This is a genomic window from Mycobacterium sp. WMMD1722, from assembly GCF_049315205.1.
Lineage (GTDB): Bacteria > Actinomycetota > Actinomycetes > Mycobacteriales > Mycobacteriaceae > Mycobacterium.
The window spans coordinates 5,081,256-5,098,051 of the sequence record NZ_CP186056.1 but is presented as its reverse complement, the minus strand read 5'-3'; the positions used below and the strand labels follow the sequence as shown (position 1 = coordinate 5,098,051).

At 69.8% G+C, this 16,796-nt stretch carries 18 protein-coding genes; 6 read left to right on the top strand and 12 right to left on the bottom strand.

Annotated elements, in window-relative coordinates:
- The first annotated feature begins 111 nt into the window (after positions 1-111).
- Positions 112-1,275 carry a glycogen synthase gene (gene glgA, locus ACN27E_RS24785; protein ID WP_422745560.1) on the top strand — a complete coding sequence of 388 codons (1,164 nt, stop codon included), beginning with the start codon at positions 112-114 and terminating at the stop codon, positions 1,273-1,275.
- 24 nt (positions 1,276-1,299) lie between these two features.
- Here glgA and ACN27E_RS24780 read toward each other — a convergent pair whose 3' ends face one another.
- The 7 genes from ACN27E_RS24780 to ACN27E_RS24750 form a co-directional block, all read right to left on the bottom strand.
- Positions 1,300-1,467 carry a DUF3117 domain-containing protein gene (locus ACN27E_RS24780; RefSeq protein ID WP_005059648.1) on the bottom strand — a complete coding sequence of 56 codons (168 nt, stop codon included), beginning with the start codon at positions 1,465-1,467 and terminating at the stop codon, positions 1,300-1,302.
- A gap of 149 nt (positions 1,468-1,616) precedes the next feature.
- Complete coding sequence (locus ACN27E_RS24775) at positions 1,617-2,228, bottom strand: DNA-3-methyladenine glycosylase I (RefSeq protein WP_422745558.1); 612 nt, start codon at positions 2,226-2,228, stop codon at positions 1,617-1,619.
- Complete coding sequence (locus tag ACN27E_RS24770) at positions 2,225-2,539, bottom strand: DivIVA domain-containing protein (protein WP_422745556.1); 315 nt, start codon at positions 2,537-2,539, stop codon at positions 2,225-2,227. Before ACN27E_RS24770 ends, ACN27E_RS24775 begins: the two co-directional genes overlap by 4 nt.
- Positions 2,540-2,560: 21 nt before the next feature.
- Complete coding sequence (locus tag ACN27E_RS24765; RefSeq protein WP_422745554.1) at positions 2,561-3,538, bottom strand: glucosyl-3-phosphoglycerate synthase; 978 nt, start codon at positions 3,536-3,538, stop codon at positions 2,561-2,563.
- Positions 3,535-4,359, bottom strand: a complete 825-nt coding sequence (gene folP, locus ACN27E_RS24760; RefSeq protein WP_422750100.1) for a dihydropteroate synthase — start codon at positions 4,357-4,359, stop codon at positions 3,535-3,537. Before folP ends, ACN27E_RS24765 begins: the two co-directional genes overlap by 4 nt.
- An 80-nt stretch (positions 4,360-4,439) precedes the next feature.
- A complete protein-coding gene (fadD6, locus tag ACN27E_RS24755; RefSeq protein ID WP_422745552.1) occupies positions 4,440-6,248 on the bottom strand; it encodes a long-chain-acyl-CoA synthetase FadD6 in 1,809 nt (602 codons plus the stop codon).
- A gap of 46 nt (positions 6,249-6,294) precedes the next feature.
- Complete coding sequence (locus ACN27E_RS24750; RefSeq protein ID WP_422745550.1) at positions 6,295-6,861, bottom strand: TIGR00730 family Rossman fold protein; 567 nt, start codon at positions 6,859-6,861, stop codon at positions 6,295-6,297.
- A gap of 70 nt (positions 6,862-6,931) precedes the next feature.
- On the opposite strand from ACN27E_RS24750, the gene ACN27E_RS24745 reads away from it, so the two are divergent.
- Together ACN27E_RS24745 and ACN27E_RS24740 are read left to right on the top strand one after the other, a co-directional pair.
- Entirely contained in the window at positions 6,932-9,031 is a 2,100-nt protein-coding gene (locus ACN27E_RS24745; RefSeq protein ID WP_422745548.1) for an AAA family ATPase, read from the top strand.
- Positions 9,032-9,116: 85 nt separating this feature from the next.
- A complete protein-coding gene (locus ACN27E_RS24740; RefSeq protein ID WP_422745546.1) occupies positions 9,117-9,776 on the top strand; it encodes an ESX-1 secretion-associated protein in 660 nt (219 codons plus the stop codon).
- Here ACN27E_RS24740 and ACN27E_RS24735 read toward each other — a convergent pair.
- Together ACN27E_RS24735 and dapE are read right to left on the bottom strand one after the other, a co-directional pair.
- Positions 9,773-11,389 (bottom strand): ABC-F family ATP-binding cassette domain-containing protein, encoded by a 1,617-nt coding sequence (locus tag ACN27E_RS24735; protein WP_422745544.1) that lies wholly within the window; start codon positions 11,387-11,389, stop codon positions 9,773-9,775. The two genes, ACN27E_RS24740 and ACN27E_RS24735, sit on opposite strands and share 4 nt — an antisense overlap.
- A gap of 92 nt (positions 11,390-11,481) precedes the next feature.
- A complete protein-coding gene (dapE, locus tag ACN27E_RS24730; RefSeq protein WP_422745542.1) occupies positions 11,482-12,549 on the bottom strand; it encodes a succinyl-diaminopimelate desuccinylase in 1,068 nt (355 codons plus the stop codon).
- A gap of 14 nt (positions 12,550-12,563) precedes the next feature.
- Between dapE and dapD the strand changes: the two genes are divergently transcribed.
- Positions 12,564-13,529: a 2,3,4,5-tetrahydropyridine-2,6-dicarboxylate N-succinyltransferase gene (dapD, locus tag ACN27E_RS24725; protein WP_422750098.1), complete on the top strand. Its 966-nt coding sequence runs from the start codon at positions 12,564-12,566 to the stop codon at positions 13,527-13,529.
- On the opposite strand, the gene ACN27E_RS24720 is transcribed toward dapD, so the two are convergent.
- On the bottom strand, positions 13,526-14,131 hold the full coding sequence (locus ACN27E_RS24720) for a TetR/AcrR family transcriptional regulator (protein WP_422745541.1): 606 nt from the start codon (positions 14,129-14,131) through the stop codon (positions 13,526-13,528). The two genes, dapD and ACN27E_RS24720, sit on opposite strands and share 4 nt — an antisense overlap.
- An 82-nt stretch (positions 14,132-14,213) precedes the next feature.
- On the opposite strand from ACN27E_RS24720, the gene ACN27E_RS24715 reads away from it, so the two are divergent.
- The gene (locus ACN27E_RS24715; protein ID WP_422745539.1) at positions 14,214-14,429 is read left to right on the top strand and encodes a hypothetical protein; all 216 of its coding nucleotides are present in this window, start codon (positions 14,214-14,216) and stop codon (positions 14,427-14,429) included.
- Between the two features lie 13 nt (positions 14,430-14,442).
- On the opposite strand, the gene ACN27E_RS24710 is transcribed toward ACN27E_RS24715, so the two are convergent.
- A complete protein-coding gene (locus tag ACN27E_RS24710; protein ID WP_422745537.1) occupies positions 14,443-14,790 on the bottom strand; it encodes a VOC family protein in 348 nt (115 codons plus the stop codon).
- Positions 14,787-16,196 carry an acyl-CoA synthetase gene (locus ACN27E_RS24705; protein ID WP_422745535.1) on the bottom strand — a complete coding sequence of 470 codons (1,410 nt, stop codon included), beginning with the start codon at positions 16,194-16,196 and terminating at the stop codon, positions 14,787-14,789. The genes ACN27E_RS24710 and ACN27E_RS24705 overlap by 4 nt, the downstream gene beginning before the upstream one ends.
- 43 nt (positions 16,197-16,239) lie before the next feature.
- Here ACN27E_RS24705 and ACN27E_RS24700 point away from each other — a divergent pair, with 43 nt between their 5' ends.
- Positions 16,240-16,785: an NUDIX domain-containing protein gene (locus ACN27E_RS24700; RefSeq protein ID WP_422745534.1), complete on the top strand. Its 546-nt coding sequence runs from the start codon at positions 16,240-16,242 to the stop codon at positions 16,783-16,785.
- Positions 16,786-16,796: the final 11 nt, after the last annotated feature.

The window sequence follows — 16,796 nt, the reverse complement described above, 5'->3', positions numbered from 1 at the left end:
CGCGGCCGGTCCACCGCAAAATTTCACCCGTTGTCGGGCATCGGGTTTCGCGTCGCACGCGTTCGCGAACAGGACTGTCGCCCGTCGGTCACGCGCACTACGGTCGTACCCATGCGGGTGGCGATGATGACGCGGGAGTATCCACCCGAGGTGTACGGCGGGGCCGGTGTGCACGTCACCGAGCTGGTCGCGCAGCTGCGCCATCTCGTCGAGGTGGACGTGCACTGTATGGGAGCGCCGCGCGACGGGGCGTTCGTCGCCCAGCCGGACCCAGCACTCAAAGGCGCCAACGCGGCGCTGGCCACCCTGTCGACCGACCTGAACATGGTCAACGCGGCCGGAAACGCCACCGTGGTGCACAGCCACACCTGGTATGCCGGGATGGCGGGTCACCTGTCGGCGCTGCTGTACGGCATTCCGCACGTGCTCACCGCCCACTCGCTGGAGCCGATGCGGCCCTGGAAGGCCGAACAGCTCGGCGGCGGTTACCGGGTGTCCTCGTGGGTGGAGAAGACGGCGGTCGAACATGCCGACGCGGTGATCGCCGTCAGCTCGGGGATGCGCGACGACGTCCTCAAGACCTACCCCACCCTGGATCCGGGCCGGGTGCACGTGGTCCGCAACGGCATCGACACCGACGTCTGGTACCCGGTCGAGCCGCCCCCCGATGAGTCGGTGCTCGCTGAGCTCGGCGTCGATCCGGCGCGTCCGATCGTCGCATTCGTCGGCCGCATCACCCGGCAGAAGGGGGTGGCGCATCTGGTCGCGGCGGCACACCGCTTCGCCCCCGAGGTGCAGCTGGTGTTGTGCGCGGGCGCACCGGATACCCCGGAGATCGCCGCGGAGGTGACGACGGCGGTACAGGAACTGGCCCGCGCCCGCACCGGTGTGTTCTGGGTCCGCGAGATGTTGCCGGTCGGCAAGATCCGCCAGATCCTCTCCGCGGCAACGGTGTTCGTATGTCCCTCGGTGTACGAACCGCTGGGCATCGTGAATCTCGAGGCGATGGCCTGCGGGACGGCGGTGGTGGCGTCGGACGTCGGCGGCATCCCGGAGGTGGTCGCGGACCGGCACACCGGATTGCTGGTGCACTACGACCCCAACGACCCGGTCTTCTTCGAGACCCGCCTCGCTGACGCGGTCAACTCCCTGGTCGCCGACCCGCAACAGGCACACCGCTACGGCGCCGCGGGTCGCGAGCGGTGCATCGCGGAGTTCTCCTGGGCACAGATCGCCCAGCAGACCGTCGAGATCTACAACGCGGTCACGGCCTAGGGTCTGCGCGTCGGCGGCCGGCGCTCAGCTGGTGACGTTCTTCAGTTCGTCGCCCAGTGCCGCAGCCTCGTCGGGAGTCAATTCGACGACGAGCCGCCCGCCACCTTCCAGTGGTACCCGCATCACGATGCCCCGCCCCTCCTTGGTTGCTTCCAGAGGACCGTCACCGGTCCGGGGCTTCATCGCCGCCATCGAGAGCTCCCTCCACATGAGCAGACCCGCCGCCGGACCCGCCATCTCTTGACGTGTCTCGGCAGTCAACTCCTCTATTCTTCCCTATCCGTGGGCATACGTCTGCCAAGACCCTGTCCAGCGACGTGTCCCGGGTCGCATCGGCGGGTTCAACGCACCGGCGCAACCCAGCAGGCGGCGACGTGGTCGTCGACCATTCCGGTGGCCTGCATCAGCGCATAGGCCGTCGTCGGACCCACGAAGCGGAAGCCCCGGCGTTTGAGCTCCTTGGACATCGCGGTCGACTCCGGGGTCGAGGCGGGGACCTGGGACAGCTCGGCCGGCCGCGGCCGGGGCGGCGGCGCGTACGACCACAGCAGCTCGGCGAGATCGACCCCGTCGTCGTCGAGCGCCGCGACCGCCCGGGCGTTGGCGATGGTGGCTTCGATCTTGGCGCGGTTGCGCACGATCCCGGTGTCGGACAGCAACCGTTCGACGTCGCGGTCGGTGTAGCGGGCGACGCGTTCGGCGTCGAAGCCGTCGAAGGCCGCCCGGAAATTCTCCCGTTTGCGCAGGATGATCAGCCACGACAGACCGCTCTGAAAGGCCTCCAGGCTGATCCGTTCGAACAGGTGCGCCGAATCTCGCACCGGCTGACCCCACTCGTAGTCGTGGTAGTCGCGGTACATCAGGTAATCCCCCGCGGCCAGCCGGGACCCGTCGAGCCAGCCGCACCGGACCCGGCCGTCCTCGGCCACCTGGGCGGATCGGGCCGTGGTCACGGTGACGGCTCGTCGGCCATCGTCTGGGCCGCGCGCACCGCAGCGAGTTCGCCGCGCAGCGCGTCGATCTCCTGGCCCAGGCGGTCCAGTGCCCAGTCCACCTCGCTGGTCTTGTACCCGCGCAGGGTCTGGGTGAATTTCAGGGCGTCGACGTCGGCCCCGGTGACGCCGGAAGCGGGCAGCACCGTGGCCGTGGTGGCGCGGGGCAGCGGCGGGAGCGACTCGCCGCGGCCGAACAGCACACTGCCCACCCCGAACAGCACCGTCGCGACCAGTACCAGCACCACCAGGTAGAGCAGTATCAGCGTCACGCCATCGATACTGCCCGACGGCTACGACAGCGAGCGCAGGGTGGCCATCGGCGGCCGATCCTCCAGCGAGACGCCCGAGGCCCGCGGCGAGAATCCGTCGCCGTCGGCGAAGAACTGGGTCAGCCCCACTCCGGAGTCCGGAATGCCGCACCGTGACATCAGGGTGGCGATGACCTGGCGGCTCATCGACGCCAACTCGGTGAGCGGCCGGTTGCGGTGGGTGCGCACCCCGAGATTCACCTGTGCGATGCCGTCCAGGCCGACCCGGTCGTAGGCGTCGACCAGCAGCCCAATCTCCACGCCGTAGCCGGGCGCGAACGGGACGGCCGTCAACAGCTCACGGGTGCCGGCGTACTCACCACCGAGCGGTTGCAGCAGGCAGGTCAGCTCGGGACGCAGCGACGCCAGCAGTGGACGGGCCACCAGTTCGGTGACCCGGCCGCCTCCGTTGGCATCCTCACGGCCGCTGACCTTGAGCGGCCTGCGGTAGAACCCCTTGACCAGGTGGACGCCCGGGGTGACCAGCAGCGGTCCCAGGAGTTTGGGCACGAACATGGGGTCGGGGTCGAGTAGGTCGGAGTCGACGAACGCGATCAGATCGCCGGTGGTGGCGGCCAGCGAACGCCACAGCACCTCACCTTTACCGGGCTGTGGGGCGATCTCCGGAAGCGCCACCTCCCGGCTGATCACCCGTGCGCCCGCGGCGACCGCACGGATCGCGGTGTCGTCGGTGGATCCGGAGTCGAGCACGATCAGTTCGTCGACCAGTCCGCCGAGCAGCGGGGTGATGGTCTCCACCACCCCGGCGACGGTCTCCTCCTCGTTGAGCGCCGGCAGCACCACCGATACGGTGCGCCCCGCCTTCGCGGCCTCGAGCTCGGCGACGGTCCATGCCGGCCGGTTCCAGCTGTGGGTGGCGAACCACGGGTGCTGGGCGATCGCATCCTCGGCGCGGAGTTCCGCGGTGAGATCCGATAGCGGTTCCGATAGAGCTGTCATGCCAGTCCCCTCACCGTGCGCGTCGGTGGACGCGAGCCCTGGATCGACGCGACCATCTCCAGGACGCGCCGAGTGGGTCCGACCTCGTGCACCCGGAACATGGCCGCACCGGCCGCCGCGGCGAGCGCCGTGGCGGCCAGCGTGCCCTCGAGGCGTTCGGTCAGACCCACACCCAGAGTCTCCCCGACGAAATCTTTGTTGCTCAGGGCCATCAGGACCGGCCATCCAGTTTTTACAAGGTCTTCCACGTGCCGCAACAAAGTAAGACCGTGGTAAGTGTTCTTGCCGAAATCGTGTGTCGGATCGATGAGGATGCGGTCCCGCGCGACGCCCGCGGCCACCGCCTGGTCCGCCGCCGCGGTGACCTCGGCGAGGACATCGTCGACCACGCCGCGTTCGGTGATGCCGTAGTTGACCCGGAACGGCCGGGTGCGGGGCACCGCGCCGCCGGTGTGCGAACAGACCAGCCCGGCGTTGAATTCGGCGGCCACCTCGGGCAGGCCCGGATCCGCTCCGCCCCAGGTGTCGTTGATCAGGTCGGCGCCGGCCGCGCACGCCTGTTTGGCCACCGCCGCACGCCAGGTGTCCACGCTGATCACCGCGTCGGGGAAGGTGGCGCGCAACCATTCGATGAAGGGGACGACGCGGGCGATCTCCTCGTCGGCGTCGACGACCTGCCCGGGCCCGGCTTTGACGCCGCCGACGTCGATGACGTCGGCACCGTCGTCGACGATGCGGTGCGCCGCCGCCTTGGCAGCCTCATCGGAGAAGGAGGCTCCGCGGTCGTAGAACGAATCCGGCGTCCGGTTCACGATCGCCATGATCAGCGCCCGGTCCCCGGCGACCGGGCGACCGCAGAAGGTCGACTGCACCCTTCCAGGCTACGGACGCATGAGGTCGGCTATTTGGGCTTCTGGCCGTCCTTCACCTCGGCGAGGTACTCGTCGTAGAACGGCACATAGCCCTCGTCCTTACCGGAGAGCACGTAGATGGGGTCGTCGACCGTGACGTCGTCGTCGTCACCCTCACCACTGCTGCCGCCGTAACCCTCCTTGCGCAGGTCGACCTTCTGGCTCTTGAACGTCGACGTGTGCGCCAGCTCCTCGACCACCCGCACGAACAGCGGCACGGCGTAGGCGGGCAGCTTGCTGTACACCGCGTCGGCGAGTTTCTTGCCGTCGAACTCCTGACCGTCCTTGAGCTGGATGGCGACCATGCCGGCCTTGCCGCCGGTGTCGGGTACCTCGACGCCGAACACCGTGCACTCTTCGACCTGTTCGTCGGTGGAGACGGCGGCCTCCACCTCGGTGGTGGCGACGTTCTCCCCCTTCCAGCGGAAGGTGTCGCCGAGCCGGTCGGTGAACGCGGCGTGTCCGAAGCCCTGAGCGCGCATCAGGTCACCGGTGTTGAACCAGACGTCACCCTCTTTGAAGGCGTCACGGACGAGTTTCTTCTCCGTCTCCTTCTTGTCGGTGTATCCGTCGAACGGCTGGAAGTTGCTCACCTTGGACAGCAGCAGCCCGGGTTCGCCGGTGGGGACCTTCTTCACCCGGCCCTTGTCGTCGCGCTTGGGGTCGCCGGACTCATCGTCGTATTCGACGAATGCCACCGGTGTCGGGCAGATCCCGGTGGTCTTGTCGAGGTTGAAGAAGTTGACGAACGCGGTGTTGCCCTCGCTGGCGGCGTAGAACTCGCAGACCCGGTCGATGCCGAAGCGGGTGGTGAACTGATCCCAGATCGCCGGGCGCAGGCCGTTGCCGGCGATGACGCGCACCTTGTGTTGGCGGTCGGTGTCCTTCTCGGGCTGATTGAGCAGGTACGCGCACACCTCGCCGATGTAGACGAACGCCGTCGCCTCATACCGGATCACGTCGTCCCAGAATTTCGACGCCGAGAACGACTTGCCGACCGCCAGCGTCGCACCCGAGTTCAGCACCGAGGACAACGCGACGGTCAGCGCGTTGTTGTGGTACAGCGGCAGACAGCAGTAGAGGGTGTCGTCGCTGGTCAGGCGCATGCCCATACCGCCGAACCCGGCGAGGGCGCGTAGCCAGCGGTAGTGCGTCATCACGCTGGCCTTGGGCATCCCCGTCGTGCCGGAGGTGAAGATGTAGAACGCCTTGTCCTTGGCCAGCACGGCCGAGGTGGCGGCCGGGTTGCCCGACGGTGCGGTCTCGGCGAGACGCTGGAATTCGTCGAGCGTCAGCAGGCCCTCGGTGTCGGCCCCGCTCTCCTTGATCGGGTCGACGAAATCCTCGTGGGCGACGACGACGGTCGCATCGAGCAGACCGAGACTGTGCGCGAGCACATCGCCGGTCTGGTTGTAGTTGAGCATCCCGGAGATCGCGCCGCACTTGACGGCCGCGAGCATGAGCAGGATCGGTTCCGGGGAGTTGCGCAACATGATGCCGACGACGTCGCCGTGGCCCACCCCGCGGGCGGCGAGCACCGCGGCGTAGCGGTTCACCGTCTCGTTGGCCTCGCGATAGGTGACGTCACGGTCCTCGAACCTCAGGAACACCGTGTCGGCATTGCGCGCGGCGCGCTCCTGGAACACCTTGCCGATCGACGTCTTCGCCGACGGGCGCGCCAGGAATCCGGTGAACACCCCCCGCAGGATGACCGGCGCATCCATGATGATCCCCGGCACCTGACTGGCGAGGTCCAGCAACCCGACGCTGCTGCGGGTGCCCGACTTGTCGTCGCTCATGCCTTCTGTTCCCTCCGCTGTTCGTTTGTCGCAAACACCATAGTGATCATGGTCGCTGCCGCGGCGCGCACGCCTGCAGGGCCTCCTCCACGTCGTCGACCACGACCAGCCGGTCCAGCGCACCCTGGGCGACGTAACCGGTGTCGACCAGCTGGCGCAGCCAGACCAGCAAACCGTCGTAGTGGCCGATGGGGTCGAGCACCACGACAGGTTTGTCATGCATACCCAAAACCGCCGCAGTCCAGGCTTCGAAGAACTCCTCCAGGGTGCCGATACCCCCGGGCAGGGCGATGAACGCGTCGGCGCGATCTTCCATCACCTGTTTGCGTTCCCGCATGGTGTCGGTCACGACGAGCTCGTCGGCGTCGACATCGGCGACCTCGCGGTGCACCAGCGCCTTGGGGATCACGCCGACGGTGTGGCCGCCACGCGCCCGAGCACCTCGGGCCACCGCGCCCATCGCCGAGACGTTTCCGCCGCCGGAGACCAGTGTCCAACCGCGCCCGGCGATGGCCGCGCCGACCCGGTTCGCGAGGTCGGTCAGGTCGGGGTGGTTCGGGCCGGACGCACAGTAGACGCAGACCGCCCAAGGATGCTGGGGTTCGGGAGACACACGGTCAAGGTAGACGAGCGTTTGGCGTAATCACCGTTCGCGCCGGAACGGCCGGACCTAGAATCCGGCGGTGCCTGTTGAGTGGGTGGTGGCGCCGCACGAACCGGCACTGGAGGCGATCGAGTCCGGGCTGGCGAGCCGGTCCGGCGCCGCGCTGATCGGCCCGGCAGGGGTGGGTAAGACCGCGCTGCTGCGGCTGGCCCACGAGCGACTCGGCGCGGCGTCCCTGGTGACGGCGACCGGGTCGACGCGGGTGATCCCGTTCGGCGCCCTCGGCGGTCTGATCGACATCCCGCCGACGGGGCGGACGGCGTCGATCCTGCGCGCGGCGCGCGACTCGCTGCACGACCGGCTGCTGCTGGTCGACGATGCCCACCTGCTCGATCCCCTGTCGGCGACACTGCTGCACCAGCTGGCGCTGAGCGGATCCGCGCGGTTGATCGTCACGGTGGCAGCGGGTGCGCCCATCCCCGAACCGGTGACCGCACTGTGGGAGGACGATCTGCTGGCCCGGGTGGACCTCGAGCCGCCCGGCCACGACGACGCGCGGGTGGCCGCGCAGGCCGCGGCGTTCGTCGCAGATCTGGACGCCGACGCCCGGCGGACGCTGCAGTGCCTCGCCGTCGAGAACCCGCTCACCCTCGACGTCCTGACCGCCCTCGCCGGTCCCGACGGACTCGGCGCCGCGGTGACGGCGGAGGCGGTCACGGTCGACGGCACGCTGGCCTACGCCGCGCACCCGCTGTTCGTCGATGCGGTGAGTGACCGCACCGGCGGACCGGAACTGCGCCGCATCCGCACGGAGCTGGTGGCCGTGCTGGCGTCGCACCGGCCCACCGGCGTGCTGGAGCGGTTGCGGCTGGCCGCGCTGGCGGTCGACAGCGATCACGAGCTACCCGCCGCGGATCTGACCGCGTCCGCGCAGGAGGCGCTGCGGCTCGGCGACCTCGGGCTCAGCGAACGGCTGGCCCGGGTGGCGCTGGAACTCGGGGGCGGCCTGGCCGCCCGGCTGGCGCTCGGTTACGCGCTGGCCTGGCAGGGCCGCGGCCGCGAGGCCGACGCGGTGCTGGCCGACATCGACGGCGGCCAGGACGAGAACACCCTGTCCGAACCCGATCTGCTGGCCTGGGCGCTGCCGCGCGCGGCCAACCAGTTCTGGATGCTGTCCGAACCCGAACGCGCGACCGCGTTCCTGCGCACGGTGCGGGGACGGGTCGGCAGCTCGACGGCACAGTCGACGATCGACGCGCTGTCGTCCACCTTCGCCATGAATTCGGGCCTGCCGGCGGCGGCGATGGAGCTGGTGACCAAGGTGCTGAGCCGCGAGGACGCCGATGCGACCGCCGTCGGGTGGGCCAGCGCGGCGGGCGCGCTCAGCTGCGCGCGGATGGGCCGGCTGGCCGAAGTGGAGAACCTGGCCGATCAGGCGCTGGCCGTACAGGCTCCCGGACTGCTCAGGTTCACCAGCGGGTACGGCCAGATCACCGCTGAACTGTTCGCCGGTCGGCTCGATCGGGCGCACGACCTGGCGCGCCGACTCACCGAGTTCTCCGAATGGCAGCAGCCCGGCCGCGCGATCGGCGAGGTGTTGATCGCCGACGTCCTGATCGCCCGCGGGGAGCTCGATGCCGCGGTCAGCCTGCTGCGCGACGCCGCGGCCACGCTCGCACCGACCGGGTACTCCTGGGGTCCGCTGGCGTGGATGCTGCTCGCGCAGGCGCTCGGACAGCAGGGTGCCACCGTCGAGGCCGGAAAAGCCCTGTCCCGGGCCGAATCCCGGCATGGACTGAAGTCGATGCTGTTCGCCCCGGAGCTGGGGATCGGCCGCGCGTGGACGATGGTCGCGCGCCGCGACCGCCACGGCGCCGTCGCCGCCGCGCGTGAGGCGGCCCGCAGCGCCGAACGCGGTGGGCAGCTCGCGGTGGCGCTGCGCGCACTGCACGAGGCGGCGCGCCTCGGCGACGCCCGGGCCGCCGATCAGATGGTGCGGGTGAGCAGCGGGCTCGGCATCGGTGACTCCCCGTTCGGTCGCGTGGCGCTGCAGCACGCGCGGGCATTGGCGGCGTCGGATGCCGACGGACTGGACGCCGCCGCCGCGGCGCTGGCGGGGATCGGGATGCAGGGCGCCGCCGCGGACGCGATGCGCCAGGCCGAGGCACTGCGCGGCTGAACGCGGCCCGCGGGCAAATCGGCGTCCGGACCGGCCGCCCGGCGGCCGTAAGATTCTTGGCGACGACCAGGGAGGTGACCCGCCGATGAGTGGACCGTTGAACGTGCACACCGATGGCCTGCGCCGGTTCTCGCAGACCCACTCGGACATCGCGTCGCAGGTGTCGCAGTTGGTCAGCGGTGCGCCCACCGCCGCGGGTGTGCAGACGACCCACGGTCCGATCGCCGCGGCCGTGCAGTCCGCGCTCGGTGACGTGCTGGGCTCGCGCACCGGTTCGCTGCAGAACACCGCGACCAGTGGGACCACGATCTCCGGGCTGCTGCACAAGGCCGCGCAGATGTACGACGACGGTGATCGCCAGGGTGCGGAGCGGGTCCGGGCGATCGCCGACGCCATGTCGCAGCAGGGGTCGGGCGGTGCTCCGGCCGCGGGCGGCGGGGCGGCTGCCGGCGGTGGTGGAGCGGCCGGCCAGGCGGGCGCAGCGCTGGGTCAGATGGTCGGTCAGCTCGGTCAGGTGAGCCAGCAGGGCAGCGGCGCGCTGCAGGGTCTGCAGCAGGTACCCCAGCAGGTGATGCAGGGCGTCCAGCAGATCGTCGAGGCGGCGACCGGTGCGGCCGGGGAGGGCGCCGAAGGCGCGACCGGGGATGCCGGCGAGGGAGATGCCGCTCCCGGGCTCGTCGGGCCGGCCATCGGCGGCGTCGTGGGCGAGGAGAACACGCCACCGCCGCCGACTCAGAGCACCTAGCTCTCCCGCAGCACACCGTCTTCGAGTCTCAGCCGTCGCTGAACCCCGATCGCGTCGAGGAACCGCTCGTCGTGGCTGACGACGATGAACGCGCCCTGATAGGCGTTCAACGCCGATTCCAGCTGTCCGACGCTGGCCAGGTCGAGGTTGTTGGTCGGTTCGTCGAGCAGCAGCAGCTGCGGCGCCGGCTCGGCGAACAGGACGCACGCCAGCGTCGCACGCAACCGCTCACCACCGGACAGCACTGCCACCGGAAGATGGATACGGTCTCCGCGGAACAGGAACTGCGACAACAGGTGTCGCTGCCGCGTGGTGTTCATGCCGGGCGCATGGGCCGCCAGATTGTCCACCACGGACCTACGGTCGTCGAGCAAGTCGAGCCGTTGCGAGAGGTAGGCCAGCCGGCCGTCGGCCCGTGCGAGGGCCCCTTCGCGGGGGATCAGCTCACCGGCGATGATCCGCAACAGCGTCGACTTTCCTGCCCCGTTGGCGCCGAGAAGGGCGATGCGTTCGGGTCCGCGGACCGAAAGGTCGATCCCGTCGCCCGCGAACAGCTCCGGTCCGCCGTGGTCGACGTGCAGACCGGTCGCGGTGACCAGATCGCGGCCGGCAGGAACCCGTGTTCCGGGGAGGTCGATGGTGATCGAGTCGTCGTCGCGCAGCGCGCGTTCGGCGTCGTCGAGGCGGGCCCGCGCCACGTCGACGCGTTTGGCGTGCACGTCGTCGGCCCTCGCCGCCGACTCCTGGGCGCGGCGTTGCATCGCCCCGGCGACGATCTTGGGTAAGCCGGCGTCTCGGACATTGCGCGTCGCGGTACCCGATCTGCGAGCCGCGCGTTCCCGGGCCTGCTGCATCTGTCGTTTCTGGCGGTCGAGGTCCAGTTCGGCGCTGCGCACGTCGCTCTGGGCCGCGCGTTGCGCCTCTGCCACCGCGTGCTGGTAGGCGGTGAAACCGCCGCCGAACTGTGTCATCTCGCCGCGGTGCAGTTCGGCGATCCGATCCATCCGGTCGAGCAGCGCCCGGTCGTGGCTGACCAGCAGCAAGCTGCCGGTGAAGTCGTCGAGGGTGCTGTGCAGGGCGGACCGCGCGTCGGCGTCCAGATTGTTGGTCGGCTCGTCGAGCAGCAGCACGTCCGGGGATGCGATCAGCTGGGCGGCCAGCCCCAGCGAGATCACCTCGCCGCCGGAGAGCGTGCCGAGCGTGCGGTCGAACGCAAGTCGGCCGAGACCCAGCCGGTCGAGCTGGGCCCGGGCCCGCTCCTGGATGTCCCAATCGTCACCGATCGCGCCGAACACCGCCTCACCGACCTCCCCGGCGGCGAGCGCATCGAGCGCCGCCAGCACCGGGGCGATGCCCAACACCTCGGCGACGGTGCGACCGGTGTCGATGCTCAGCCGCTGCGGCAGGTAGCCGATGACCCCCTCGACGGCGACCGACCCGGCGGTGGGTGCGAGCTCCCCGGCGATCAGCTTGAGCAGCGTCGACTTCCCGGCGCCGTTCGGGGCGACCAACCCGGTGCGGCCGCGCCCGAGGGTGAACGACAGGTCGTCGAATACGACCGTGTCATCCGGCCAGGAGAACGACAGGGCAGAACAGACGATGGATGCAGACATGAGTGGGACTCCACAGAGGAGGGACGAGTCAGCGTGCTCCGATCAGCCGGAGAATTCGTCTGCCCACATGCCGTCCAGGATAGGCAGCGCCGTCAAGCGGATAAATATCCGCGCAGCATGTCGGTGGCTCTGGTGATCTGGTCCACCGACACCCGTTCGTCGGCGCGGTGCGCCAGATTCGGGTCGCCCGGACCGTAGTTCACCGCCGGTATGCCGAGGGCGGCGAAGCGGGCGACGTCGGTCCAGCCGTATTTCGCCCGGACCTGTCCGCCGGCCGCGTCGACCAGCGCCGCGGCGGACGGACGGGTGAGCCCGGGCAGCGCGCCCGGGGCGGCGTCGGTCTGCTCCACCGCGACGTCGAGCCCGTCGAACACCTCGTACACGTGCGCCAGCGCCTGCTCGACCGAACGGTCGGGAGCGAACCGGAAATTCACCGTCACACTCGCCGCATCGGGGATCACGTTGCCCGCGATGCCGCCGTCGATGCGCACCGCCGACAATCCCTCCCGGTACATGCAGCCGTCGATGTCGACCGCCCGCGCGCGGTATCCGGCCAACCGGTCGAGCACGGCGCCGAGTTTGTGAACGGCGTTGTCGCCCAGCCACGATCGCGCGGAATGCGCGCGGGTGCCACTGGCCCGCACCACCACGCGCAGCGTGCCCTGGCAACCGGCCTCGATGAATCCGCCCGACGGCTCGCCGAGGATCGCCACGTCGGCCCGCAGCCAGTCGGGCAGTTCACGCTCGATGCGGCCCAGGCCGTTGGCGGTCGCTTCGATCTCCTCGCAGTCGTACATCACCAGCGTGATGTCGTGGGCGGGGTCGGCGATGGTGGCGGCCAGGTGGAGGAACACCGCATCACCGGACTTCATGTCCGACGTGCCGCACCCGTACAACTCGTCACCGACCCGACGGCTCGGCACATTGTCCGCGGCGGGCACCGTGTCGATGTGACCGGCGAGCAGCACCCGCGACGGCAGCCCGCGCCGGGTCCGTGCCAGCACGGCATCGCCGCTGCGGATGACCTCGAAGCCGACGGTCTGTTCGCGCAGCGCGGTCTCGATCTCGTCGGCGATGCGCTGCTCGTGCCGCGACTCGCTGGGGATGTCGACCAGCGCCGCGGTCAGCTCGACCGGGTCACCGTGCAGGTTCAGGCCCATGGGAGTCAACGGTAATCTCTAGGACCGTGACTTCTGCTGCTGGAATCGGCCTCGCGACCATCGCTGCGGACGGAACCGTGTTGGACACGTGGTACCCGGAGCCCGAAATCGACGTCGACCTCCTCAGCGACGACGAGATCGGCACCGTGCGCCTGTCCGCGGCCGAGGTCGCCGAACTCGGCGAACTGACCGGCCGCGATGAGGACCGCGATGTCGACGTGGTGGCCGTGCGCACCGTCATCCGCGATCTGGCCGACAAGCCGTCCGACGGTTACGACGCCTACCTGCGGCTGCACCTGCTCTCGCACCGGCTGATCCAGCCGCGCGGCGCCAACCTCGACGGCATCTTCGGGGTGCTGGCCAACGTGGTGTGGACCAGTCACGGACCGTGTGCCGTCAACGGATTCGAGATGGTGCGGGCGCGGCTGCGCCGCCGCGGTCCGGTGACGGTGTATGGCATCGACAAGTTCCCGCGCATGGTCGACTACGTGGTGCCCACCGGCGTGCGCGTGGCCGACGCCGACCGGGTGCGCCTCGGTGCGCATCTGGCCGAGGGGACGACGGTCATGCACGAGGGCTTCGTCAATTACAACGCGGGCACCCTGGGTTCGTCCATGGTGGAGGGCCGGATCTCGGCGGGTGTGGTGGTCGGCGACGGTTCGGATGTCGGCGGCGGCGCGTCGATCATGGGCACGCTGTCGGGCGGCGGCACAGAGGTCATCTCGCTGGGCAAGCGCTGCCTGCTGGGCGCCAACGCCGGGGTGGGCATATCCCTCGGCGACGACTGTGTGGTGGAGGCCGGCCTCTACGTCACGGCCGGCACCAAGGTGCGCACCGCTGACGGTCAAACCGTCAAGGCGCGTGAGTTGTCCGGCGCGAACAACCTTCTGTTCCGGCGCAATTCGGTGTCCGGCGCGGTGGAGGTGGTCAAGCGCGACGGCTCCGGCATCACGCTCAACGAGGCGCTGCACGCCAATTAGCTCGGGGGGCGGGTGATCACGTCGAACGCCCGCCGGACCTGACGGTCGAGTAATTCCACGGCCCTGGACGCGTCGAGCTCGCCGAGCAGCATCTGTGCCTGCAGACCGGAGGCGAGCGCCTCGAGTGTCTCCGCCTCGGCGCGGACGGCTGCTGCGTCCGCCGTCGCGTCCCCGATCACCTGCTGAAGTAGTGCTGCCAGCGAGGTCTCGGACCGCGACGCGCCCGCAGCCGCGGCCAGATCGTCGTCATGGAGCAGCCGAACGAAGTAGGCGGCGTAGACGGTGTGCCGCAGTCGGCGTTCCTCGTCCAACGGCAGCAGTTCCATCAGGACCTGGCGGACGAGCTCGGCCGGGGTGACTGCGCCGTCGCGCCGGAGCCGTTGCTGCGCAACCTGTTCGGCGTCGTCGTTCAGGATTCGCAGCGCCCCGACCAGGAGCTCGGAGCGGGTGCCGAAGTAGTACTGCACCAGCCGCATCGAGACACCGGCCTCGTCGGCCACCTTTCGCAGCGAGACGTCTTCGAGTCCCTGACCAGCGGCCAGCCGCCACACCGCCTCGGCGATCTGCCGGCGGCGCTGCTCGTGGTCGACCTGGCGCGGCATGGACCGTTCGTATCACACGGCTTGATGCGATCGCATCAAGCAGTTATGGTTCGATCGCACCATAAAATGGGAGGTTCACATCGTGCGCGGATTCGCAGTGGCACAGATCATCGGCATGGCTCTGCTGATCGCGGGCGGCCAGGGACTCATTCGACTGGTGGTGGACTCCGACAACCGCGGATTCCTCACCTGGCTGCCCGGCGGGGCGACATCGGTCGGCGGCGGGTACGCCGTGCTGGTCGTCGCCGGAATTGCGCTGGCGGCGTGGGCGCAGCGCCGCCGACACGCCACGGATTAGCGGCCGGGCCGGCCTACTCGGCGGACAGCACGCAGAATTCGTTGCCCTCAGGATCGGCGAGCACCACCCAGGTCTGCTCGCCCTGTCCGATGTCGGTCCGCCGCGCGCCGAGGCCGATCAGTCGGTCCACTTCGGCCTGCTGGTCGTCGGGCGTGAGATCGACGTGTAGACGGTTCTTGACCACCTTGTCGTCGGGTACGCCGAGGAACAGCCAGTCGGCGCCGGCGCCCGTGGGCGCCCGCAGGACGACGTCCCCGTCGTCGGCGTCTTCCATCGGCCAACCGAGTACCTGGGACCACCAGCTCGCCAGAGCGCGGGTGTCGTTCGCGTCGATGCACAGATCGCTGAACCTCAGAGTCATTTCATCAGTTCCTCCTTCATGACCTTCCCCATCGCGTTGCGCGGCAGGCTGTCGACGATGCGCACCTCCCGGGGCCGCTTGTGGACCGAGAGTTGTTCGGCGACATGAGCGATCAGGACATCAGGGGCGGCGTCGCCGACGACGAACGCCACGATGCGCTGACCGAGATCGGGATCGGGCACGCCGACGACGGCGACCTCGCGGACACCGTCGTGCCCGAGCAGCACCGACTCGATCTCTCCGGCACCGATGCGGAATCCACCCGACTTGATCAGGTCGACCGATTCGCGGCCGACGATGCGGTGCATTCCGGTCCCGTCGATGACCGCCACGTCGCCGGTGCGGTACCAGGTTCCGTCGAACACCTCGGCCGTCGCGTCCGGCCGGTTCAGGTAGCCGTCGAACAGGGTCGGCCCACCGACCTCGAGCCGGCCGATCGTCTCACCGTCGTGCGCCACCGGCGCACCCGCGTCGTCGACGAGCCGGGTCCGAACTCCCGGCAGCGGCAATCCGACCCACCCGGGCCGGCGCTCGCCGTCGGCGCGGGTGCTCAGCGTGATCAGCGATTCGGTACTGCCGTAGCGCTCCACCGGTTGATGTCCGGTCAATGCGGCCAGCCGGTCGAACACCGGCACCGGCAGCGGCGCGCTGCCGGATACCAGGAGCCGTGCGGCGCTCAGCGCCCTGGCCGCCGGTTCGTCGGCCGCGATGCGTGACCACACCGTCGGCACACCGAAATACAGGGATCCGCCCGCCGCGGCGTAGGCATCGGGGGTCGGCCTGCCGGTGTGGATCAGCCGATTGCCGATCCGCAGCGAGCCGAGCACACCGAGCACGAGTCCGTGCACGTGATACAGCGGAAGACCATGCACCAGAACGTCATCGGGCGTCCACCGCCAGGCATCGGCGAGTGCGTCGACATCCGCGGCGATCGCCCGGCGGCTCAACACCACACCTTTGGGCGGACCGGTGGTGCCGGAGGTGTAGATGATCAGCGCGGGCGCCTCGGCCGGGGGTTCGGCGTATCGATGCCACGATCTGGCGTGCAGCCGCACCGGGATATGCGGCAGTCCTTTCCCGTCGGCACCGTCGTCGCCCGGCCGCTCCCCGAGCCAGGCCTGCGCCCCGGAGTCGGTGAGGATGTGCGCGCGTTCGGCGACACCGACGTCGGCGGGCACCGGCACGACCGGCACCCCGGCGATCAGGCAGCCGGTGATGGCCAGCACCGTGGTGGCGGTCGGCGTGGCCAGGACGGCGACGCGTCCCGCGCCGGCGACCCGCTCGGCGACCGACGTCGCCGCCCCCACGAGATCGCTGTGGCTCAGCGTGGTGCCCCCGATGCGGACGGCATCGGCGAGGTCGGCGCCCCCGGCGACGGCGGCGGGGTTCAGTGCGGCCAGCAACACCACTGAGACGCTACTCGCGCGCGCCCTCGGCGATACTGGCCGCGTGAAGATCGAGTGTGTCGCGAGCCGCGAGGTGTACCGCAACGACTGGCTGGTCCTGCGCGAGGACGCCATCCGCCGGCCGGACGGCACGGACGGTATCTACTCCGTGGTCGACAAGCCGACGTACGCGCTGGTCATCGCCTGTGACGACGGCGACCGGGTGAAGTTGGTCGAACAGTTCAGATATCCACTGGGTCTGCGCCGGTGGGAATTCCCGCAGGGCACCGCGCCGGGACGGGCCGATATGGATCCCGAGGCGTTGGCCGCTCGGGAGCTGCGCGAAGAGACGGGGTTGCGCGCCGAGAACATCACCAGGCTCGGGTTGCTCGACGTGGCACCCGGGGTGAGCAGTCAGCGCGGCTGGGTGTTCCTCGCCACCGGGCTGACCGAGGGCGAGCACGACCGGGAGCACGAGGAGCAGGACATGCGCAGCGCCTGGTTCAGCCGCGCGGAGGTCGAGAGGATGATCGGCGCCGGCGAGATCACCGACTCCCAGTCGATCGCGGCCTACGGCCTGCTGCTGCTGCGGGAGCGCCTGCAGAGCTGAGCACCTCTGTC

What these genes read in the sequence shown, in the direction of transcription:
- glgA (WP_422745560.1), top strand. Translation starts at nt 112, where the DNA reads ATGCGGGTGGCGATGATGACGCGGGAGTATCCACCCGAGGTGTACGGC.
- ACN27E_RS24780 (WP_005059648.1), bottom strand. Translation starts at nt 1,467, where the DNA reads ATGGCGGCGATGAAGCCCCGGACCGGTGACGGTCCTCTGGAAGCAACC.
- ACN27E_RS24765 (WP_422745554.1), bottom strand. Translation starts at nt 3,538, where the DNA reads ATGACAGCTCTATCGGAACCGCTATCGGATCTCACCGCGGAACTCCGC.
- folP (WP_422750100.1), bottom strand. Translation starts at nt 4,359, where the DNA reads ATGGCGATCGTGAACCGGACGCCGGATTCGTTCTACGACCGCGGAGCC.
- fadD6 (WP_422745552.1), bottom strand. Translation starts at nt 6,248, where the DNA reads ATGAGCGACGACAAGTCGGGCACCCGCAGCAGCGTCGGGTTGCTGGAC.
- ACN27E_RS24740 (WP_422745546.1), top strand. Translation starts at nt 9,117, where the DNA reads ATGAGTGGACCGTTGAACGTGCACACCGATGGCCTGCGCCGGTTCTCG.
- ACN27E_RS24735 (WP_422745544.1), bottom strand. Translation starts at nt 11,389, where the DNA reads ATGTCTGCATCCATCGTCTGTTCTGCCCTGTCGTTCTCCTGGCCGGAT.
- dapE (WP_422745542.1), bottom strand. Translation starts at nt 12,549, where the DNA reads ATGGGCCTGAACCTGCACGGTGACCCGGTCGAGCTGACCGCGGCGCTG.
- ACN27E_RS24720 (WP_422745541.1), bottom strand. Translation starts at nt 14,131, where the DNA reads ATGCCGCGCCAGGTCGACCACGAGCAGCGCCGCCGGCAGATCGCCGAG.
- ACN27E_RS24710 (WP_422745537.1), bottom strand. Translation starts at nt 14,790, where the DNA reads ATGACTCTGAGGTTCAGCGATCTGTGCATCGACGCGAACGACACCCGC.